The 16,591-nt window shown below is 63.7% G+C and carries 18 protein-coding genes; 4 read left to right on the top strand and 14 right to left on the bottom strand.

Features of this window, described 5'->3' with window-relative positions; all coding sequences use genetic code 11:
• Positions 1-49 precede the first annotated feature (49 nt).
• Positions 50-1,846 (top strand): DEAD/DEAH box helicase, encoded by a 1,797-nt coding sequence (locus F1640_RS00560; protein WP_124807315.1) that lies wholly within the window; start codon positions 50-52, stop codon positions 1,844-1,846.
• 23 nt (positions 1,847-1,869) lie between these two features.
• Here F1640_RS00560 and F1640_RS24995 read toward each other — a convergent pair whose 3' ends face one another.
• Together F1640_RS24995 and F1640_RS00555 are read right to left on the bottom strand one after the other, a co-directional pair.
• Complete coding sequence (locus F1640_RS24995) at positions 1,870-2,001, bottom strand: hypothetical protein (RefSeq protein WP_255352114.1); 132 nt, start codon at positions 1,999-2,001, stop codon at positions 1,870-1,872.
• A gap of 110 nt (positions 2,002-2,111) precedes the next feature.
• Positions 2,112-3,497 carry a carotenoid oxygenase family protein gene (locus F1640_RS00555; RefSeq protein WP_194917220.1) on the bottom strand — a complete coding sequence of 462 codons (1,386 nt, stop codon included), beginning with the start codon at positions 3,495-3,497 and terminating at the stop codon, positions 2,112-2,114.
• 56 nt (positions 3,498-3,553) lie between these two features.
• On the opposite strand from F1640_RS00555, the gene F1640_RS00550 reads away from it, so the two are divergent.
• Complete coding sequence (locus F1640_RS00550; protein WP_194917219.1) at positions 3,554-4,099, top strand: TetR/AcrR family transcriptional regulator; 546 nt, start codon at positions 3,554-3,556, stop codon at positions 4,097-4,099.
• 4 nt (positions 4,100-4,103) lie between these two features.
• Here the strand turns inward: F1640_RS00550 and F1640_RS00545 are convergent, their stop codons facing one another.
• Positions 4,104-4,724, bottom strand: coding sequence for a TetR/AcrR family transcriptional regulator (locus tag F1640_RS00545; protein ID WP_125955695.1), 621 nt, complete (start codon positions 4,722-4,724; stop codon positions 4,104-4,106).
• A 77-nt stretch (positions 4,725-4,801) separates the two neighbouring features.
• On the opposite strand from F1640_RS00545, the gene F1640_RS00540 reads away from it, so the two are divergent.
• Complete coding sequence (locus F1640_RS00540; protein ID WP_194917218.1) at positions 4,802-6,418, top strand: NADPH-dependent 2,4-dienoyl-CoA reductase; 1,617 nt, start codon at positions 4,802-4,804, stop codon at positions 6,416-6,418.
• A gap of 138 nt (positions 6,419-6,556) precedes the next feature.
• Here F1640_RS00540 and F1640_RS00535 read toward each other — a convergent pair whose 3' ends face one another.
• The 3 genes from F1640_RS00535 to F1640_RS00525 are packed head-to-tail and all read right to left on the bottom strand — an operon-like array spanning position 6,557 to position 10,013.
• Positions 6,557-7,561, bottom strand: coding sequence for a tyrosine-type recombinase/integrase (locus F1640_RS00535; protein WP_011540752.1), 1,005 nt, complete (start codon positions 7,559-7,561; stop codon positions 6,557-6,559).
• A complete protein-coding gene (locus tag F1640_RS00530) occupies positions 7,558-8,472 on the bottom strand; it encodes a tyrosine-type recombinase/integrase (RefSeq protein WP_011540751.1) in 915 nt (304 codons plus the stop codon). Before F1640_RS00530 ends, F1640_RS00535 begins: the two co-directional genes overlap by 4 nt.
• The gene (locus F1640_RS00525) at positions 8,466-10,013 is read right to left on the bottom strand and encodes a tyrosine-type recombinase/integrase (protein WP_011540750.1); all 1,548 of its coding nucleotides are present in this window, start codon (positions 10,011-10,013) and stop codon (positions 8,466-8,468) included. The genes F1640_RS00530 and F1640_RS00525 overlap by 7 nt, the downstream gene beginning before the upstream one ends.
• A gap of 56 nt (positions 10,014-10,069) precedes the next feature.
• Here F1640_RS00525 and F1640_RS00520 point away from each other — a divergent pair, with 56 nt between their 5' ends.
• Positions 10,070-10,561: a hypothetical protein gene (locus tag F1640_RS00520; protein WP_194917217.1), complete on the top strand. Its 492-nt coding sequence runs from the start codon at positions 10,070-10,072 to the stop codon at positions 10,559-10,561.
• A 398-nt stretch (positions 10,562-10,959) separates the two neighbouring features.
• On the opposite strand, the gene F1640_RS00515 is transcribed toward F1640_RS00520, so the two are convergent.
• The 8 genes from F1640_RS00515 to F1640_RS00480 form a co-directional block, all read right to left on the bottom strand.
• Positions 10,960-11,493 (bottom strand): peptide-methionine (S)-S-oxide reductase, encoded by a 534-nt coding sequence (locus F1640_RS00515; RefSeq protein WP_142172137.1) that lies wholly within the window; start codon positions 11,491-11,493, stop codon positions 10,960-10,962.
• Positions 11,494-11,544: 51 nt separating this feature from the next.
• Positions 11,545-12,039 carry a Dps family protein gene (locus F1640_RS00510; RefSeq protein ID WP_066117820.1) on the bottom strand — a complete coding sequence of 165 codons (495 nt, stop codon included), beginning with the start codon at positions 12,037-12,039 and terminating at the stop codon, positions 11,545-11,547.
• Positions 12,040-12,237: 198 nt separating this feature from the next.
• Positions 12,238-12,504, bottom strand: coding sequence for a hypothetical protein (locus F1640_RS00505; RefSeq protein WP_066117817.1), 267 nt, complete (start codon positions 12,502-12,504; stop codon positions 12,238-12,240).
• Positions 12,505-12,673: 169 nt separating this feature from the next.
• On the bottom strand, positions 12,674-12,955 hold the full coding sequence (locus tag F1640_RS00500) for a DUF427 domain-containing protein (RefSeq protein WP_066117815.1): 282 nt from the start codon (positions 12,953-12,955) through the stop codon (positions 12,674-12,676).
• Positions 12,956-13,017: 62 nt separating this feature from the next.
• A complete protein-coding gene (grxC, locus tag F1640_RS00495) occupies positions 13,018-13,290 on the bottom strand; it encodes a glutaredoxin 3 (RefSeq protein WP_142172132.1) in 273 nt (90 codons plus the stop codon).
• A gap of 52 nt (positions 13,291-13,342) precedes the next feature.
• The gene (locus tag F1640_RS00490; protein ID WP_066117886.1) at positions 13,343-14,608 is read right to left on the bottom strand and encodes an acetyl-CoA C-acyltransferase; all 1,266 of its coding nucleotides are present in this window, start codon (positions 14,606-14,608) and stop codon (positions 13,343-13,345) included.
• Between the two features lie 68 nt (positions 14,609-14,676).
• The gene (locus tag F1640_RS00485; RefSeq protein WP_066117808.1) at positions 14,677-15,420 is read right to left on the bottom strand and encodes a ferredoxin reductase; all 744 of its coding nucleotides are present in this window, start codon (positions 15,418-15,420) and stop codon (positions 14,677-14,679) included.
• Positions 15,413-16,018: a sulfite oxidase-like oxidoreductase gene (locus tag F1640_RS00480; protein WP_066117805.1), complete on the bottom strand. Its 606-nt coding sequence runs from the start codon at positions 16,016-16,018 to the stop codon at positions 15,413-15,415. Before F1640_RS00480 ends, F1640_RS00485 begins: the two co-directional genes overlap by 8 nt.
• Positions 16,019-16,591: the final 573 nt, after the last annotated feature.

Raw genomic sequence — 16,591 nt, 5'->3', positions numbered from 1 at the left:
AGCACGTCGCCCGCGGACTGCTCCCAATCCAGCCGAGAAGCCCTGTTCCATGCCGTTTTCGACCCTTCCTGAATCCGTTGCCGCCGCGCTTGCCGAGCGTGGCTATCAGGCGCCCACCCCTGTGCAGGCAGCGGTGCTGGAGCCGGAGGCGCAGGGGCGCGACCTGCTCGTCTCCGCGCAGACCGGTTCCGGCAAGACGGTGGCGTTCGGCGTCGCCATGGCGGAAGACCTGCTCGCCGCCCGCGGGATTCCCGATGGCGCGAAGGCGCCGCGAGCGCTGGTAATCGCCCCCACGCGCGAACTGGCGCTACAGGTCAGCAAGGAACTCGCCTGGCTGTTCGGCAAGGCAGGGCTGCGCATTGTCACCTGCGTCGGCGGGATGGACCCGGTGCGCGAACGGCGCGCGCTGTTCCAGGGCGCGGACATCGTCGTCGGTACGCCCGGCCGTCTGCGCGATCATCTGGAGCGCGGCGCGCTCGACCTCTCTGCCGCCGCCTTCGCGGTGCTCGACGAAGCGGACGAGATGCTCGACATGGGCTTCCGCGACGATCTCGAGGAACTGCTCGACGCCACGCCCGAAGGTCGCCGCACCTTCCTGTTTTCGGCGACGATGCCCAAGCCGATCCAGGCGCTGGCCAAACGCTATCAGCGCGATGCCCTGCGCGTCTCGACAATCGACGAACGGCAGGGCCATGGCGACATCGCCTACGAGGTGGTGACCGTTTCGCCGGCCGACATCGAGCACGCCGTCATCAACCTGCTGCGCTTCCACGAAGCGGAAACGGCGATGCTGTTCTGCGCCACGCGCGACAACGTGCGGCATCTTCACGCGACGCTGGTCGAACGCGGCTTCGCCGCCGTGGCGCTTTCGGGCGAGCACAGCCAGAACGAGCGCAACCATGCACTTCAGGCGCTGCGCGACGGCCGCGCACGTGTCTGCGTGGCGACCGACGTGGCCGCGCGCGGCATCGATGTCGCCACGCTCAGCCTGGTGATCCACGTGGAGGTGCCGCGCGATGCCGAAGTGCTGCAGCACCGTTCCGGCCGCACCGGCCGCGCCGGGCGCAAGGGCACCGCCGTGCTGATCGTGCCCTATCCGCGCCGCCGCCGGGTGGAAGGCATGTTGCGCGCCGCGCGCATTTCCGCCGACTGGATCGCGGTGCCCGATGCCGAGGTGATCCGCCAGCGCGACCGCGAACGCCTGCTTGAAATTCTCACGCAACCGGTGGAAGCGAGCGAGGCCGATCTCGCGCTGGCCGGCGAACTGCTGTCCCGCCGCGACGCGATCGAGATTGCCGCCGCGCTGGTGCAGGCGCACCGCAAGGCGATGCCCGAGCCGGAGGAACTGATCGACATCTCCACGCGCGAAGGGAAGCCGGAGCGGGGCAAGGAGCATCACCGCGAAGGCTTCGACGATATCGTGTGGTTCCGCATGGACATCGGCCGGCGCCAGAACGCCGATCCGCGCTGGATTCTGCCGCTGCTGTGCCGCCGCGGACATATCACCCGCAACGAGGTGGGCGCGATCCGCATCGCCGCCAACGAGACCTGGTTCCAGATTCCTCGAACGCTGGAAGCGCGCTTCGTCGCTGCAGTGAAGCGCACCGCGCGCGAGGATGCCGGCGATGAGAGCGGCGTCACGATCGAACTGGCGGCCGAGCCGCCGCGCGATACCGCCCGGCGCAACGCGCGCCAGCAGCGGGGTGGCCCCAACGATGGACCCAACGACAGGCCCCGTCCGAACGGCCCGCGCGGCAATCACGGCGCGCCCAAACCGCATCGGCCAGGCGGCCCAGGCTCCGAAAAGCGCCCGCACCGCAAGGGCAAACCGGCGCACGCGCGTTAGGATCACGCGCTCGGGTTGTGTTCTCAGCCCGGCGTGACCAGCGGCGCCAGCGCGATGACCGCGCCGGTCAGCGCAATCAGCCCGCCAATGGCAAGCTGCGCGGGGGGCACGATCTGCCGCACGGGCAAGGCGATGGCGTTTTCGATCTGTTTCATGCGTTCATGATGGGGTTGGCCGCTGCGAAAGTCTCGCGGATTTCCCCGATCACTGTGATCCACGATCTTGCTGGCGCTTTTACGAGACGAAATCTCCGCGTGCGGTGATGTCAGCCCGGCACCCAGTTGCCATGGAAGCCTGCCGGCACGCGATGCGGCAGGTGGACCACACCCACTGGCGGCTCCTCGAAGCGCATTGCGTCCAGCACCACGAAGTCGGTGGTGTCGTTCGCCATGTCGACAACGAAGCCCACCAGCCAGCCTTCGCCTTCCGCCGCGTCTTCCGATGCGGGGACGAACACGAATTCGCCCGGATGCCGGCGCGGACCGAAATCGTGAACCTGCCTCGTGCCCTCCACCAGATCGTGCCGGAACAGCCGGGTATCGCCGATGAATTCCGCCGCCGGATCGGTGGGCACGGCCATGGCATAGGCATAGCGATAGGGCTGGCCGAAGCGGCGTTCGTCGGGACGGGGGAATTCCTGCGGGGTAGCGTCGATCGTGGCGATCGCCACCGTCCCGGTCACGGGATCGATCGTCCAGCGCTCCAGCCCGCGGGCCGCGCCGTCGGGGCCGACGGCTTCCGGGCCGAACATCGTGCCATATGCGCAGACATCCATGATCACCGCGCCGTCCGCCCGGTCGTAGGCGTTGGCTACGTGAAACACGCTGCATGGCTCCACGTCGCACCAGATCACGTCCGACGCCGCGCCGGTTCGCGGCAGCAGGCCCACGCGCGCGCGGTGCTGCGGGTTCCAGCGGTAGGGGAAGGGCTTGCCCGCCATCGCCGCCGGCAGCGAGAAGGTCACGGGCAGGTCCAGAATCACCACGTAGCGCGCGGTGATCGCGCAATCGTGGATCATCGGGCCGTGTTCAACCGGGATCGCCAGTTCGCGCGTCACCTTGCCGTGGGCATCGACGACGACATGGCGGACTTCGCCCGGATTATGCGCGCTGTAGCAGATCGCGTGGTTCTCTCCGGTCAGCGGGTCGAGATGCGGGTGCGCGGTGTAGGAGCCGAGCAGCGTGCCGCCGAAGGCATCGTACTGCTGGTCGCCCAGCGTGGGGCCAAGCTTCACCGGATAGCTGCCGGCTTCGACCAGCGCGTAAGTCTGTCCGCCGATCGCAAGGACATTGGTGTTCACGGTGTCGAACAGGTTGCGCGGGCCGGGGGCCTTGGGCACGCCAAGCGCCTCGGCCACCCGTTCCGAACGGATCCAGCGGTTGCGATACCACTGCGCCCTGCCGTTCGCGAGTTTTAGCCCGTGGACCATGCCATCGCCGGAGAACCAGTGATAATTGGCCGGATCGGGTGCGATCGGGTTGGGGCCGATGCGCAGGTAGCAGCCGTCGAGCGCGGCGGGGATCGTGCCGTCCACGGCGAGGTCGGTGATCGTGTGTTCCGCCGTCATCGGGCGGTGGATGCCGGAAAGGAAGGGATGGTCGGAAACGGGAACGGGGGCACAAGCCAGTTCCTCGTCGATTTTGGTGGCCATGATCGTCTCCCTATGTTTACGGTGTGAACATGACGAATAATGATAACAGTGTCAACATGGATCGGAAGTACCACCACGGCGATCTGCGCGCGGCACTGATCGAGGCGGGCCTGCGCTTGCTTGAAACGCGCGCGGCGGACGATCTCTCGCTGCGAGAAGTGGCGCGCGCCGTGGGGGTCAGCGCGACCTCCGTCTATCGCCATTTTCCTGACAAGGCTGCCCTTCTGGCGGCGCTCGCGGCGGACGGGCTGGAGCGGCTCGGCGCGGCGCAACGGCAGGCGGCTGTGGCAGCGGGCGGCGGAGCGGCCGGCTTTGCCGCGACGGGGCGGGCTTACGTCCGCTTCGCGCTGGCGAACCCGGCGCTGTTCCGCATGATCTTTACGTCGGCTCCGCCCTCGGCCGATCATGTCGATGGCACCGACGCGATGGCGTTCCTGCGGGCCAACGCCGCGCAGGCGGCGGGCGCCGCGCCGGACAGTCGCGCGGCCGAGGTTCGTTCGATCTGGGCGTGGAGCCTGGTCCACGGGCTTGCCATGCTGATGCTCGACGGACAGGTGCCGGCGGACGAGTCTTTGGTGGACGAGGTCGTTGCCCTAGGCTGACGGGCTACCCATCCGACTGCCGGGATAGGAGGGGGCGGGCGCCGCGCGTGATGAGCCGCGCCGCTTCGTGCCGCATCCGTTCGAACCCCGGCGCGTCGCCCAGTTTGTTCGCCATGTGGAGCACGATCAGCCCGTGCAGCGCCGCCCAGTAGGACTGCGCGATTGCGTCGGGATCGCCTTCCAGCAGTCCTTCGGTCACCATGTCGCGCACATAGCCTGTCATCGTCATCCGCGAACGCGCTTCGGCGCGGCGCAGGTCGTCGGTGCGTTCGCTGTCGGGCTGGTTGTAGGCGAAGATGAGCTGATACGCCGCCGGCTCGGTAAAGGCGAAGGCGACATAGGCGTCGCCGATCGCGCGCGAGCGCTGCCACGGATCGTCCGCACTGGCATAGGCGGCCTCGATCCGGTCCGAAAAGCGGTCGTGTGCGGCGGCGCGCGCGGCGGCCAGCAGTTCGCCCTTGCTGGCGAAATAGCGGTAAAGCGAGGCCGCCGTCCAGCCTATCTCCGTCGCGATCGAGCGCAGCGAGGTGCCGTCGATGCCCCGCGTGGCGATCTGGCGTTCGGTCGTGCGCAGGATGCGTTCGCGCACCGCACCAACCTGTTCCTCTGTCAACGATACGGCCATGGCCCTTGCCATACTAAACGACGTTTATTATGCAATTGCTAAACAGTGTTTAGCAATGATCCGGGAGGAAGGATTCCATGAACGCACCTGTCCGCTATCCGCACGTGTTCTCCGAGCTGGCGATCGGCCCGCATCGGCTCAAGAACCGGATCATCATGGGATCGATGCATACCGGCCTGGAAGACGTGCCGGATGCCGCCGAACGGCTTGCCGCCTATTTCGTCGACCGCGTGAAGGGGGGAGTCGGTACGATCATCACCGGCGGCATTGCGCCGCACGTGACGGGCGGCGTCGGCGCGAAACTATCCGAACCGTCCGAAATACCGCTGCACCGGCACGTAACCGACGCCGTCCACGCGGCCGATCCCGACGTGAAGATCTGCATGCAGATCCTCCATACTGGCCCGTTGGCCCATACCCCGGATTGCGTCGCGCCATCGCCGGTAAAGTCGCGCATCGGCGCCTATGTCCCGCGCGAACTGGATGAAGCGGGGATCGAGGAGATGATCGCCGCGTTCGCCAATTGCGCGAAGCTGGCGCGGGAAGCTGGCTACGACGGCGCGGAGATCATCGGTTCGGCGGGCTACCTGATCTCCACCTTCCTCGTCGAAAAGACCAACCAGCGCACCGATCGCTGGGGCGGTTCGTGGGAAAACCGGATGCGCTTTCCGCTGGAAGTGGTGCGGCGTGTGCGCGTGGCGGTTGGCCCGGACTTTCTGCTGATCTTCCGTATCTCCGCCATGGACATGCTCCAGGGCGGACTGGCGTGGGACGAGGTCGTCTCGCTGGCGAAGGCGCTGGAAGCCGAAGGCGTCGACGTCATCAGCACGCATTTCTGCTGGCATGAAAGCTTCGTGCCCACGATCGCGACGATGGTGCCGCGCGCGGCCTTCACGCAGGTGACCGGGCGGCTGCGCAAGGAATTGTCGATCCCGCTCATCACCAGCAACCGCATCAACATGCCCGATGTGGCGGAAGCCGTCCTTGCGCGGGGGGATGCCGATCTCGTTTCGATGGCGCGGCCGATGCTGGCCGATCCCGATCTGGTCAACAAGGCGCGCGAAGGGCGCGAGGACGAGATCAACACCTGCATCGGCTGCAACCAGGCCTGCCTTGACCATACCTTCACCCGCCAGTTGACCTCATGCCTCGTCAACGCACGGGCCTGCCGCGAAACGGAGATCGTGATGCGCCCGGCGCAGCCGCGCAAGCGAATCGCAGTGGTCGGCGCGGGGCCGGCCGGCCTCGCCTTCTCTACGCTCGCGGCGGAACGCGGGCACGACGCCACTCTGTTCGATGCGGCGGACGAAATCGGCGGGCAGTTCAATCTCGCCAAGCGCATCCCCGGCAAGGAGGAGTTCCACGAGACCCTGCGCTATTTTCGCCGGATGATCGATGTGCACGGGGTCACGCTGAAACTGGGTACGCGCGTCGATGCCGCGATGCTGGCGGACGGCGGCTTCGACGAGATCGTGATCGCCACGGGTATCGCGCCGCGCCGGCCCGATCTGCCCGGCATCGATCATCCCAAGGCCGTGCGTTACATCGATGTGATCGCGGGCGCGGCACAGGTCGGCCGCAAGGTGGCGATCATGGGGGCGGGCGGCATCGGCTTCGACGTGGCGGAGCTGATCACCCACCAGGGCACGTCCGCCGCGCTCGATATCGATGTGTTCGCCCGCGAATATGTGTAATGTGGAGCTCCACATTAAACGTATTCTTTGCAGTCGCAGTTTATGTCGAGCGTGGCGGCGAGAGACGCAGGTTTCCTTCGGTTTTCCATGATTTCACTCCAGATAATATGCGGGTTAGAGGGAGTGTTCGAAGACGGGTCAGGCCCGCCTTCGAACGTCGGTGAGCATTGTGATCAAGGCGTCGGAAGGCGGCTTGAAGCGCCCCGGCTTGATCGCAGGGGCACCGTGGGCTGCGAGAATCTGCAGCTTCTCTTCGGGATCGGCGCGCAAGTAGGTCTCGGTGCTCTGGATACTGGCGTGGCCGAGCCATAATGCGACCTTGCGAATGTCCCCCGTCGCCGCGAGCGTGTGCATCGCGCAAGAATGACGAAGCACGTGGGGTGTGACGCGCTTCCCAAGGATCGACGGCTGCTTCGTCGCTGCCGTCTTGACGTGCTCGGCCAATCGGAACGCAAATCCGTCGCGGGTCATCGGCTGCCCGTTGGCATTGAGGAAAATCTCGGTGACCTCAACTTGAGGCCGGATCGCAAGCCATGCGCGCAATGCGATCTGGGTCTCCTTCCACAGCGGCAGGACCCGTTCACGTCGCCCTTTGCCCATGATGTGCATGGTGGACAGGGAGCGGTCCGGGAAATCGCCCAGTTGCAGCGTTACGAGTTCCGACACCCTCAGTCCGCCAGCATAGGTAAGATGCAGCATCGCGCGATCACGGGTGCCGAGGCGTGTCCGGGGATCGGGTGTATCGAGCAAAGCCTTGATCTCGGCCCGGTCGAGGTAATCGATCAGCGCCTTGTCTGTCTTCTTGGTCGGGATTGCTCTGACACGGAGTGCCTGATCGAGGCAGGCTGGAATCCGGTACTCGATGTATCGGAAGAAGGATCGGATCGCGGCGAGCCTGCCATTGCGGGTCCGCACGCAGCTGCCGCGGCCGATCTCCACATGATCGAGGAAGGCCATGATCATGTCTGTGCCGAGATCCTCAACCTCGAGATCGGTCGGTCGGCGCTTCAGCCGATCGGCAGCGAACTGGACGAGGAGGACGAAGCAGTTGGCATAGGTCTTCACCGTGTGCGGGCTGACGGCGCGTTCGCGCGGCAGATGTTCCCGCAGATATGCCGAGAGATGGAGAGCAAGCGCCGTCATGCCGCTTCTCCTTGAAAAAGTTGCTCGCTTGCAGCCGCAATGTCGCGCAGCAGCACTGGCGTGGCTTCGAGATACCAGTACGTGTTGGCGATCGACGCGTGCCCCAGGTAGACACTGAGACCGGCCATGTGGTGGGCAATGGCCTCCCTGTCACGCGGGCAGGACTCAAGCGAGCGAACAGCGAACGTATGTCGCAGATCGTGGAGTCGCATGCCTGCCGTACCGGTTGCTCCACGATATCCGAGAAGCCGGGCCAACCTGACGAACACGACGTGGGCGCGCACCTTGTGCGGCGCCCGCCCCCGGATAGTGACGAACAGGTCATTACACTTGGCCGGGTGCTTCGCGCGGATCGCAATGTAGGCTTCGAGTGCTTGGCGCGTCGATGGCTGCAAGGCGATCAGTCGCTGCTTGCCGAACTTGCCGTTGCGGACGACCAGCCCATCCTCGACCAGATCGTTGCACTGTAGCGCGAGAGCCTCGGAAATCCGGAGACCTGTCGCCGCGAGCAGGCCGAACAGGTAATGGTACGTGTATGGGCTAATCGTGCCATGGGGCGGAACGTTCAATGCCGCCGCCATGATCGCCCGCACCTGGTCCGCTTCGATTATGGTCGGAGTGGGACGTGGCCGCTTCCCCCGGCCGAAAACGCCGACAGGCGGGACTTCGTTGTCTGGGTCCTCGGCATGAGCGAAAAGGCTGAAGTTACGAGCAGCGTCGTACCTATGGCGAGCCACGTTTTGCGAGCTTGCCGTGTGGCACCAGTCGTAGATGCGCTGCACTCGGGTGTGCCGGTCACCGAAGCGTTCAGCGAAAGCGGCGTATTGGCGCAGCAGTCGTTCCTGTTCCGAGAACTTCCGCCCCAAGCTGCGATACAGCGAGACGTATCTGGCAATCTGCGTGCTCAGCATGACGGTTCTCCCGGCCATGGCTGCGCGATTTTCATGAGCATCGGCAGGTCGACCTTGGCGTAGATGGCGGTGGTCTCGGGCGAGCTGTGGCGCAGGATCGTTCCAACGGACTCCAGCCCTGCGCCCGCGCGCAGCAAGTTGGTGGCAAGCGAATGCCGGAAAATGTGCGATCCGGTCGGCACGCCTTCGATCCCGCCGCGCTCATGCGTGCGTGCAACGATGCCGGCGATCTCCGCCGATGAGCGGAACGAACGGAACGGGGCTTGCGCGCGCACGAACAGATGCGGATCGGCGGTCTTGGGACGCGCCGTGGCAATGTAGTCCAGGATCGCGTCACCGACGTCCTGAGGCAATGGCAGGCGATCAGGCCGACGCGTCTTGCCCTTGACCGTCAGGTGGCCCGAGCGCCAGTCGATATCGTCGAGGTGCATATCCCGAATATCACCGGCACGCAGGCCAAGCCGGGCGAGCAGGAGAATGATGGCCTTGTCCCGAACTTCCACCGGGCGATCAGTCGGACATGCGCCGATGATCTGCTCGATCGTTGCCGGGTTAACGTGCCGGGGCAGCGTCGAAAGACGGTAGCGTTGCACTGATGGGATCGCGTGCAACAAAGCTGGACGGCAAATACCCTGCACGACCAGGAACCGAATATAGCTCCGTATTATCGTGACGAGCAGTGATGCCGAACCCGGCGTCTCCTTGCTTCGTTGTTGAAACGCCCGTCTGAGGACGGCTGCATCCCATTGTGAAGGCTCGCCGAGCATAGGCGCGAGCCGCCTGATATCGGCCCGGTAGCGCCGGATCGTCTCATCGGTCGCGCCGCGGTGTTGCTTGAGCCATGCCAGATATGCCGCCATGTGCGGGTCGTCATCCGACACCAGTTCGACTGAAGGGATGACACCGCGGTCGCGCAAGAACTCGACGAAGTGCCGAGCGCCTCGCCGCCGCCGCTTCGCGCCCGAGGCAACAAGCTTGCCTCGCTTGCGCCAGACCGGACATCGACAATCATGCGCGCCGTACTGGTCGATGATCGTGTCATCGATATCGGCCCATTGTCGTCGCGCAATGCGAAGCCAGGCCGCGAAATGCTCGGCCTCGGATCGATAGGACTGGGCCGGTCCTTGCGCGAGTTGCAAGCGATCGATCCCATCGAAATAGTCGGCGAGGTGCCGTGGCAGATCGTCGATCCCGTCGTCGACACCGACGTAGCCTTGATCCTCCAGGAAGCGGACGAAGCGCCTGACTCGCGCTGCAATGTCCGCCTTATAGACTGGCTGCTGCGCCGAATACCGGTGGCAACGGCACCGATGCTTCTCGAACCGCCGAACGGTCCGATCGTCGATCGTGCGGATCGCGATCCCATGCAGTTCCATCCAATGCAGGAAATGACGGGCCGCAGCGCCAAACAGAATCGCACTGCCTGACCTCTCGTCGAGCGACAGAGAGGAGAGGAATGCGGTGAGTAGAGCGTCGTGACTGGGCGGGTCTTCGACCCGGAGCCGGGCCGCTCGAAACGACAATAATGATCTTGATCGCATGTTGGTTCCTTCGACTTGTTCAGGTCGAGGGAACCGTAATTATCTGGAGTGAAATCATGGAAAACCGAAGGAAACCTGCGTCTCTCGCCGCCACGCTCGACATAAACTGCGACTGCAAAGAATGGGGCATCGATTTCCGCAATCATCCGCGTGGCGGCGTGACCGGGGTGGAACCGGTAGTGGCGCGCAACGATCGCGAGGTCACGCTGATGCAGCGCAAAGCGACCACCGTGGGCAAGGGTCTGGGCCGCACCACGGGCTGGACCCATCGTCTTACGCTTCAGCGCCGGGGCGTGCGCATGGTCGGCGGCGTCGAATACCTGCGCATCGACGATGCCGGGCTGCACACGCTGGTCGAAGGGCAGCCGGTGTTGTTCGATGTCGATACCGTGATCGTATGCGCCGGCCAGGAACCGGCGCGCGGATTGCACGATGACCTGGCGGCGGCGGGCATCCGCTCGCACCTTGTCGGCGGCGCCTGTGAAGCGGCGGAGCTCGATGCCAAGCGCGCGATCCGGCAAGCGACCGAATTGGCAATGGAGGTGTAAACGCGGTTTGTGTGGCTTCGCTGTTTCTCCCTTCCGGCGCTCTGGCGCGAGGAAGGGGAAGTGGCTCGCCGGGGTCGACGAAAATGCGAACTTCGACCTGCCAATTTCCCTCAATCATATCCAAACGCCCTCCGTCAAGGTGCGTAAGCGTGATCGACTGAGAGCAGAGAGGATTGCCGCTGCCGGCGGGCCGATGCCGACTCTCCGAGAGCATGCAGTGAGGTTGGTGGAGAAGCTCGGCGAAGCCCGCACCCGCGATCTGACGGAGATCGGTATTCCTCGGTGCTACCTAACTCGGATGTGCGAGGAGGGACTGTTGATCAAGGTTGGCTACGGACGATACCGCGCTGCTCAACGGCGAGCCGCTTAAGCCGGCGCGTTCGAGAGCCGCATTAGAACTACGAGCCATCACCGCTTTCGATGGCTCGCCGGACAGTCGGGGTCGCTTCAGGGAGCGCCAGTTCCGAAAAGTGCCGTCGGATATGATCCAGCTTGGGATCGATGTAGCGGCGGCAGAAGGGCCTGCTCGGGTCGGTTCGATAGTAGTTCTGGTAACGCTCGTCCGACGCCCTGAAACCTTTAAACGGGAGGACCAGGGTGTGCGCCGCCTTGCCAGACGCGTCGGCGAAGCGGACGATCGCCTGTTCGGCCTCAGGCCGCTGGCTCTCTTCAAAGACGTAGATCGCGCTACGGTACTTGCTGCGAGGTGAGCGGACCCTGGCAGCGGAATGCGTTCTGAGATGCACCTCGGACAGCGTCGCCAACGGAATAACCGATGGATCGAAGGTGACGATCACCCCTTCTGACCAGGTATCTGCCGGCGCGTCCGACTGGACAAAGCCCTGGTCGACCTGGGCGACCCCGCGCAACGCCTGGAACACGCCTTCTGTGCACCAATGGCATCCCCCTCCAAAGCCGGCCTTCGCCATCATCGCCTCCCACGCCCGGGCGTCATTCCTGACGCAGGTTTGCTCGGCGAAGCGCTAGCGGCTGATTTCGAAGAGAAACCACGCACGGCGCTCAGCCTCGTCCGTCCAAGCGTCGATCAGGCCGGACGTCGCATTATCCTTCGCCTTGTCCGCGACGTCCTTTGCGCGGCGAAACGACTCGACCATGTGGAGATTGTCGGCGCGGAGTTCGCCCAGCATGTCCTGCGGCGTCACGAACTCAGCATCATTGTCCTTGATGGTCTGGTGGCGCGCGATATCGCCGATCGATCGAATGGTGGTATTGCCCGTCTTTCGGGCGCGCTCGGCGATCGCATCGGTGGCGGCGAGGATCTCTGCGGCCTGCTCATCAAGAAGCAGGTGATAGTCCCTGAAGTAGGGTCCAGAGACGTGCCAGTGGAAATTTTTCGTCTTCAGGTAAATCGCGTAGCTGTTCGCCAGAATAATTTTCAGAGCGTCGGCGACAGTCATCGCCGCGCCTTCATCAAGATCAGAAGGTGTCGGAAAGGTAGCGTCATTGTTGTTCGTCATCGCTTAGACTTTCTCAATCTGGCGTAGACCAGAGCCAGCACCGATTCCCCAACGGATGGCGATTTATAGAAGATGAATTCATCGCCCGACGAAGTCCAATGACCGGCGGCTATAGTTTCGATACCTTTGAGCGCCATGCGCAATCGTAGGGGGCGGGCGTCGCAGTCGAACCGGTCGGCCGCGACCTCCACCTGCCCGTCAGGAGTCCGGTTTGAAATCCAGCACGAATGCCAAGACCTTTTCGGCGGACATTTCGCAGGGCTTAAGCAAGGTTTGATCCGACCCGGTCCGGTAGAGGTTGAAGCTGACGATGTTGGTTCCAGCCAACTCCCTGGCGAACAGGCTGTTGCGCCGTCCATCCGGGGATCGCCGGACCGTCACGCCGAAACGCCGGCCGTCGTAGACGCCTTCGCCGTATCCCAGTGCAAGCTTCGCGAAAGCGGAGTTGAACTCGGCATGCTCCATGATGTCCCTCCGTCCTGATCAGCCGATGCGCGGCCGCGCATCGGCTGCAGGCGCCCGTCCGCGGGAAGTCCCCTGCGGCTGCGAGAGCCCACCCGTCCCGGGCCGGGCGAATGGATTGCGGCGCAGACCCCTACCGAACCATCTGCCAAGCTGCCGCTGGTCCGGTCTTCTACCCGACCTCCACGCCCTTCCAGAAGGCGATGTGATCCCGGATGCCTTCGGAGCCCGGATTTGGTTCGGGATAGGTCCAGGCCGCATTCACATTGAGGTCTTCGCCCACGCGAACATGGAAGTAGCGCGCGGCGCCCTTGATCGGGCAGACGGATGTGTGCGGGCTCATCTCGAGCAGGCCGAAATCGACCGCCGAAGGCGGGAAGTAGTGGTTTCCATCGATGACGACTGTCTCTTCGCTTGTGGCGATGGTGGCGCCGTTCCAGATTGCTGAGACCAAGAGGCTCTCCTTTCGTATTCATCGACCCGTGCGGGGCCCCGCATTGTCCGGCCCGGGTTTCCTCAGGCGGAGGGCGACGTGCGCCCGAGAAGTTTGTCGAGCTCGCCTCTAACATCGAGCGCGAAAAGCTCATCGGAGCCACCGACATACGTGCCGTTGATGAATATCTGCGGCACGGAGCTTCGACCCGAAGCTTCCGTCATGGCCTGCCGGTGGACCGGATCAGCTTCGATATCGAGTTCCTTCCATTGCACGCCCTTCTCCTTGAGGAGCGTCTTCGCCCGGCGGCAGAAGGGGCACCAGTTCGTGGTGTACAGCAGCACATCAGTTGTCATATCGCGTCTCCGACAGTTGGAAGCGGATCGCTTTCGTGGCGGCGATCTCCGGTCAGCCGCGTTCGAGAAGGGCGACTGTGCCCTGGCCGCCGTCGGCGCAGATACTGACGATCGCTCGCGATCCGGGCGGCATGGCCCAGAGCTCCTTCACCGCCTGGCTGAGGTCGCGCGCGCCTGTAGCCCCGAACGGATGACCCAGGGCGACCGAGCCTCCATTGGGATTGACGCGGTCCCAGTCGAAATCGCCCATCGCCGCCTGGACGCCGGCTGTCGCGCGCACCCACTCCGGGTCGGTGATGGCCGCGACGTTCGCCAGCACCTGGGCTGCGAAGGCTTCGTGGATTTCCCAGAGCGCGATGTCGGAGAAGCCGAGTTGATGGCGGGCGAGCAGGCGCGGAATGCCGTAGGAGGGCGCCATCAGCAGACCCTCGGTGTGGAAATCGACGGCCGAGACCTCGTAGTCAACGAGCCGCGCGTAGGGGGTGCCCGCCGGGAGTCTCGCCACACCGGCTTCGGTGGCGACCCAGCAGCCGGCGGCGCCATCCGTGATTGGCGAGCTGTTCCCGGCGGTCAAGGTTCCCCTCCCGCTGTCGCGATCGAAGGCCGGCTTCAAAGCGGCAAGCCGCTCGGACGACGTGTCGGCGCGCGGGTTCGCATCGCGCGCCAGTTCAGGCAGGGGAATCACGAGATCGTCGAAGAAGCCCCGTTCCCAACCCGCGACGGCGCGCTCGTGGCTCTTGAGCGCCCAATCATCCTGAGCCTCGCGCGAGATCCGCCAGGCCTTGGCGGTCTCCTCCATGTGATCACCCATCGTCCTGCCGGTGATCCGGTTGGCCCAGCCCTTGGTGGGGAGCACATAGTCGTTTGGGGCAAGGGACTGCAGGGCGGTGAGCGCGCCCATCGCATCCTTCGCAAAGAGGTCAGTGAGCCGCTTCGACGCCTCGGCCGTCAGGGCGATTGAAGGGCGGCTCATCACTTCGGACCCGCCGATCATGGTGAGGTCCGTTTCGCCACCTAGCATCCCCGCCGCAGCGAAGGTCGCTGTCATGCTGGTTGAGCATGCCAGGACGACGGAGAATGCCGGAACCGTCGGAGTGAGCTTGGCGTCAAGCCAGGTCTCTCGAGCAATATTGCTCCAGCCCAAATTCGGGATCACGGTTCCCCAGACGAGGAGATCAGGCTCCGCCTGCGCCGCCATCGCCTGCACGACAGGCACGGACAGAGAGATGGCATCGTAGGCAGCCAACGCGCCTCCACCGCGGCCGAAAGGCGTCCGAAGGCCGGCGGCAATGAAGACGGGTTCGGCAAAGCGGCTCATGATGATCTCCAAAATTAATCCGTGGGCTGCACGTCCACGATCGGCGGGACGCGAAGTAGCTTGCGCCGCTAGCCGCCGTAGCGCTCGGTTTTGACAATGGAGGGGTCTAGGCCGGCCAGCAGCGCGCCCTCGGTCGCGATGTTGACGAATCCGTTGGATCCGCAAACGAAGACTTGTGTGGGATTTCGGGGAAGCCGAGCCAGGATTTCCTGGACCATCGCGCCGTCGATCCGTCGCGCAAAGTCCGATGGGCGGATCGGTTTCTCGCGCGTAATTGCCAGCGCCAAGACGAATGCCGGGTCGCTGACGTCGATGGAATGAAGCTCTTTTGAGAAGAGAACGTCCTCAGCGGTTCGTGCGGACAAGAGCAGCGCTGTCGGCACGACTTGGGCCAGCGCGCGGCGCTGCCGGATCATTGCCATCAACGGCACGAGGCCCGAGCCTGCCCCGACCAACAGCACTGGGTCTATGGCAGGTTCAGGCCACAGGAAATGGCCGCCGAGCGGACCACGAAGCTCGATTTCGTCGCCGATCGCTGCGACATCGTGAAAGAACGGCGAAACTTCGCCATCCGGTAGGCGCTCGATAGCGAGCTCGACGATCGGAGACGAGATTGCCGAAGACGCGATCGAGTAACTCCGCATCGCACTGTAGCCACCGGGCGCGGTCAGCCGGACATCGACATGCTGCCCTGCGATGTGCGCGAACGGTTTGCTCAACCGAAGGAAGAAGCTCTTGATACTCGGGGTCTGTTGGACGATTTCGTCGATTACGCATGGCTGCCACGCGATTTGCGCGCCGTTTTCAGTCATTGGTGTATCGTTGCTCGCGCCACGGATCGCCGTAGATGTGATAGCCGCGCAGCTCCCAAAATCCGGCCTCGTCACGCGTTGTGAATTGCAGCGCGTTCACCCATTTGGCGGACTTCCAGAAGTAAAGGTGCGGAACCAGAAGACGCGCCGGCCCTCCATGATCGCGGGGAAGCGGCTTGCCCGCATAGTTGAGGGCGACCATCGCTTTCCCGGAGAGAAGATCCGCCAGCGGGATGTTTGTCGAGTAGTTATCGTAGCAGTGCGCCAAGACGAAATCGGTGGGCCGATCGAGCCCTGCATCTGCAAGGATGTCTTCTACGAGTACGCCCTCCCACGCGGTATCCAGCTTGGACCAGGACGTGACGCAGTGAATGTCTCGGGTCACCTTGGTCTTCGGTAGAGCGTTGAACTCGCTCCAATTCCACACTTTGACCGGCTTCGGACCGATCTTGACGGTGAATTTCCAATCGGAGGGCTCCACGTTCGGCGTTGGCCCGGCCGTCAGAACAGGGAAATTCTCCACGAGATGCTGACCCGGCGGAATCCGATCGTACTGGTCGCCGCCTGGCCCGCGGCCTGTGAAACCTCTGGTGACCATAGCGAAACCCCCTTGCTTGTCACGACAGACCAGAACCTGATTCAGTTCAGAATTCTGTAAAAGATCTTTGCGCGCACCACCGCCGAACGAGCCAATTCACTGAAAATCAGAATACCGGATTCTCTATTAGCGTATAAAAGTGTTGGACCATTTTGAGTCGTGGTTATGCGTGAAGACTATAGCGTCAGTCCAGTATGATTTCCCAATACCCTGTAGCTATAGTTTCGATAGCTTCGAATCGGCATTGCAGGCGTATCCCCGTCAGCGGATTTCGAGCGGACGCCGTCGCTTGCCAACGTTGGTGTGAGACCGGCGGGCGAGATCGCCCCTGCCAACGCGACCGCTGAGAGGTCGACTCCTCAACCGCTTGGGCGCTTATCGCCTCCATCCGAATGCTCACCCGCCGAACAGCAATAAACCGCTATTTTCGATAAACTTCTGAATCCGGCTCCGAGGTATGGAAACTATGTCGTACCGCTATTGGATATGTTGCGCGCATACCTTCATAGTCTGACACGCGAAATCTTTAAATCCTGAGTATATTTCGGAAGAAAATTCGATCTGATCGATAAG

Source organism: Novosphingobium sp. NBM11 (assembly GCF_015390225.1).
Lineage (GTDB): Bacteria > Pseudomonadota > Alphaproteobacteria > Sphingomonadales > Sphingomonadaceae > Novosphingobium.
Note: the sequence above shows the minus strand (reverse complement) of the source record. Positions and strands in the feature narration are given on the sequence as shown.

What these genes read in the sequence shown, in the direction of transcription:
- F1640_RS00520 (WP_194917217.1), top strand. Translation starts at nt 10,070, where the DNA reads ATGGAAAACCGAAGGAAACCTGCGTCTCTCGCCGCCACGCTCGACATA.
- grxC (WP_142172132.1), bottom strand. Translation starts at nt 13,290, where the DNA reads ATGACAACTGATGTGCTGCTGTACACCACGAACTGGTGCCCCTTCTGC.
- F1640_RS00535 (WP_011540752.1), bottom strand. Translation starts at nt 7,561, where the DNA reads ATGACGGCGCTTGCTCTCCATCTCTCGGCATATCTGCGGGAACATCTG.
- F1640_RS00525 (WP_011540750.1), bottom strand. Translation starts at nt 10,013, where the DNA reads ATGCGATCAAGATCATTATTGTCGTTTCGAGCGGCCCGGCTCCGGGTC.
- F1640_RS00530 (WP_011540751.1), bottom strand. Translation starts at nt 8,472, where the DNA reads ATGCTGAGCACGCAGATTGCCAGATACGTCTCGCTGTATCGCAGCTTG.
- F1640_RS00550 (WP_194917219.1), top strand. Translation starts at nt 3,554, where the DNA reads ATGGATCGGAAGTACCACCACGGCGATCTGCGCGCGGCACTGATCGAG.
- F1640_RS00515 (WP_142172137.1), bottom strand. Translation starts at nt 11,493, where the DNA reads ATGATGGCGAAGGCCGGCTTTGGAGGGGGATGCCATTGGTGCACAGAA.
- F1640_RS00490 (WP_066117886.1), bottom strand. Translation starts at nt 14,608, where the DNA reads ATGAGCCGCTTTGCCGAACCCGTCTTCATTGCCGCCGGCCTTCGGACG.
- F1640_RS00485 (WP_066117808.1), bottom strand. Translation starts at nt 15,420, where the DNA reads ATGACTGAAAACGGCGCGCAAATCGCGTGGCAGCCATGCGTAATCGAC.
- F1640_RS00555 (WP_194917220.1), bottom strand. Translation starts at nt 3,497, where the DNA reads ATGGCCACCAAAATCGACGAGGAACTGGCTTGTGCCCCCGTTCCCGTT.
- F1640_RS00560 (WP_124807315.1), top strand. Translation starts at nt 50, where the DNA reads ATGCCGTTTTCGACCCTTCCTGAATCCGTTGCCGCCGCGCTTGCCGAG.
- F1640_RS00510 (WP_066117820.1), bottom strand. Translation starts at nt 12,039, where the DNA reads ATGACGAACAACAATGACGCTACCTTTCCGACACCTTCTGATCTTGAT.
- F1640_RS24995 (WP_255352114.1), bottom strand. Translation starts at nt 2,001, where the DNA reads ATGAAACAGATCGAAAACGCCATCGCCTTGCCCGTGCGGCAGATCGTG.
- F1640_RS00505 (WP_066117817.1), bottom strand. Translation starts at nt 12,504, where the DNA reads ATGGAGCATGCCGAGTTCAACTCCGCTTTCGCGAAGCTTGCACTGGGA.
- F1640_RS00480 (WP_066117805.1), bottom strand. Translation starts at nt 16,018, where the DNA reads ATGGTCACCAGAGGTTTCACAGGCCGCGGGCCAGGCGGCGACCAGTAC.
- F1640_RS00545 (WP_125955695.1), bottom strand. Translation starts at nt 4,724, where the DNA reads ATGGCCGTATCGTTGACAGAGGAACAGGTTGGTGCGGTGCGCGAACGC.
- F1640_RS00540 (WP_194917218.1), top strand. Translation starts at nt 4,802, where the DNA reads ATGAACGCACCTGTCCGCTATCCGCACGTGTTCTCCGAGCTGGCGATC.